Source organism: Gilliamella sp. wkB171, assembly GCF_001693755.1.
In the GTDB taxonomy this organism is placed as follows: Bacteria; Pseudomonadota; Gammaproteobacteria; order Enterobacterales; family Orbaceae; genus Gilliamella; species Gilliamella apicola_F.
The window spans coordinates 1-2,270 of record NZ_LYST01000007.1 but is presented as its reverse complement, the minus strand read 5'-3'; the positions used below and the strand labels follow the sequence as shown (position 1 = coordinate 2,270).

At 34.4% G+C, this 2,270-nt stretch carries 2 protein-coding genes; both read left to right on the top strand.

The features are described from left to right. The first annotated feature begins 652 nt into the window (after positions 1 to 652). Positions 653 to 2,008, top strand: coding sequence for a hypothetical protein (locus A9G03_RS12400; protein WP_065798103.1), 1,356 nt, complete (start codon positions 653 to 655; stop codon positions 2,006 to 2,008). Positions 2,009 to 2,038: 30 nt separating this feature from the next. Beyond that, on the top strand, positions 2,039 to 2,270 hold a 232-nt coding region (locus tag A9G03_RS00400; RefSeq protein ID WP_143425795.1), incomplete at its 3' end, for a hypothetical protein.

The window sequence follows — 2,270 nt, the reverse complement described above, 5'->3', positions numbered from 1 at the left end:
CTCTATTTTATATGAATAATTAATTGTCCAAAAATCGAGACCAACAACAGCATTATGCGATTTATTGTCAATCTCAAAAAGTGCAATATTGCTTTATTTAACACTATAGAGTATATGGATAAATTGGATTTTAGTGTTCTTTAATATATCAGCATGTAAAAAATTTCAAAAGAATTTATGTGTTTTAGTGCAAAATATAGCGTCGTTTTTTTTATGATTTTGATCGCTTAACAAACATTTACATAAATATGCATTACAATTTTATTATTCTATTTTAATATTAGATTGCATTTTTGATATTATCGCGCACAAATGCGTTGCATGAGATGATATACATAAAAGCTAATATATTGTATTTTTTGAAAAAGTTAATCAAATTGGCTACAAGGAGTAGTAAAAATATGTTAAAATATGGTCTTAATCGGGCATCGGGCATCGGGCATCGGGCATCGGGCATCGGGCATCGGGCATCGGGCATCGGGCATCGGGCATCGGGCATCGGGCATTATTAAATAGTCTAGGTATAAAAAGTCATCGCGCCAGCGAATTATCCTCGTACTTATCGTTTTTTAACTCTTTTATTTCATCTTTAAAATTTTTATATCCCTTTAAACACTTTTCGAGCAAAATTTCGTTAACTAATTCATATGTAATGGATTTTTTCGAATTAATTCAATCTAGATTAAGTCGAACTTTAATATTCATTGTTTTTATTTTATTAACGATTCACTTAGCCCAAGCATTAAGTACATCGACAGCGAAATCGATAGAGGGCAGTGCACCGGAAGTAATAAATATCGATTTGGCAGCGAATAAACAAGGATTTACGGTTAATGGTGTTTTTTACAGTGAAGCAAGTAATAACATTAAGGGCAATGAGGTTAAGGAATTTAGTGGTGAGTTAAGCCCTGCTAATTTTATCGTTAAGCATTTTTACTATAATTCGTTGGATAATAAATTAAATTATGCGGATAAAGATGGGGATGGGATAGATACATCAAAGCCGTTTTTACTCTCATTTACCAGTAAACAGTGGTATGACGGTAATGGAAAATTAATTACAGATACTAGTAAAACGATGGGATGCGGAAGTAGTTATCTGATGCCACTAACGCTTGAAATAACAACACAGGTGAAGACCTATTCTAAATATGGTATCCCTCGGGAAAGTGATTATGTGCCAATAGTGAAACGTTATCAAATTTCCTCTAAACCTCAATTTTGTTATGCTAAACCCTATGCTATTGAAAAAATGCCACAATTTCAGTGGTTAAGTTTTGACAGTAGTAATACATTCATTGGTTGGAACGATTCACGTTATACGTCAAGGACAGCTGTTGGTGGTGGCTATACAGCAGATTATGTGCCTAACATGGGGTTCAAAGCGAGTCCAACTGCATCTGGCGGTAAAACATTTCCGACTACCGGTTTTCCTGGTGCAAAATTTCAGTTAATAGTGACAGGCTCTCCTACTAGTTATAGTTTTAGTATTCCCAATAATCCTGGGGGACAAGTTACTATCGATCCACAGGGTTATGTCTCACTAAAAGGTAAACCAACAGGTAATGTTACAGTACGAGCTACATTGAAACGAGATCCAACAATTAAATTTGATTATACCTTTAATCCAACCAGTGTTTGGGCGAATCCGGTTAAGGATTTTTTTGATATCTGGAGTGTTGCTATTCAAAAATGTGGTGTAAATAATTTGTTCTCTTATTCGGAGTTAACCAATACACCTGTTGATGATCGTTTAAATGGTTATTTTGAGATTATAAATGGTTATACAAGAGCCATTGGTCAAGGACTTCTACCCGAATGGGGATATTCAACTCAACAAACTTATCCTGATTCAGGATGGCGAGATGAAAAAGATAGATATTGGACAAAAGATATGTACTATCAAAGTAGCTATGGTACTCATCTTGATGTTAGTTCAAGTTCAGGTCTTTTAGGGGTTGATGCTGAAGGAATAGGTTTTCCAGACTATTTAGTTTGTCGACAATAATGGCTTTTCATCTGTTTGGTTGGTATAAAAATGAAAATTGATGAGAAGTTAGATTTATTGAATCAATATCAAGGTATTTTATTATTTCGTGAAGGATTATTTTTACGTGCGTATAATCAGTCTGCCTACATTTTAAATGAGATACTTGGGCAACAACTAAAATTGAAATTTTATCAAGCTACAGGTGCTCGAAATCAATGGATAGTTAAGTGTGCCTTTCCGGCAAATAAGATAAATGAACGTTTACCGGGAGCGGCCTTAA

Coding starts and splice junctions, on each gene's coding strand:
- A9G03_RS12400 (WP_065798103.1), top strand. CDS start 653: ATGGATTTTTTCGAATTAATTCAATCTAGATTAAGTCGAACTTTAATA.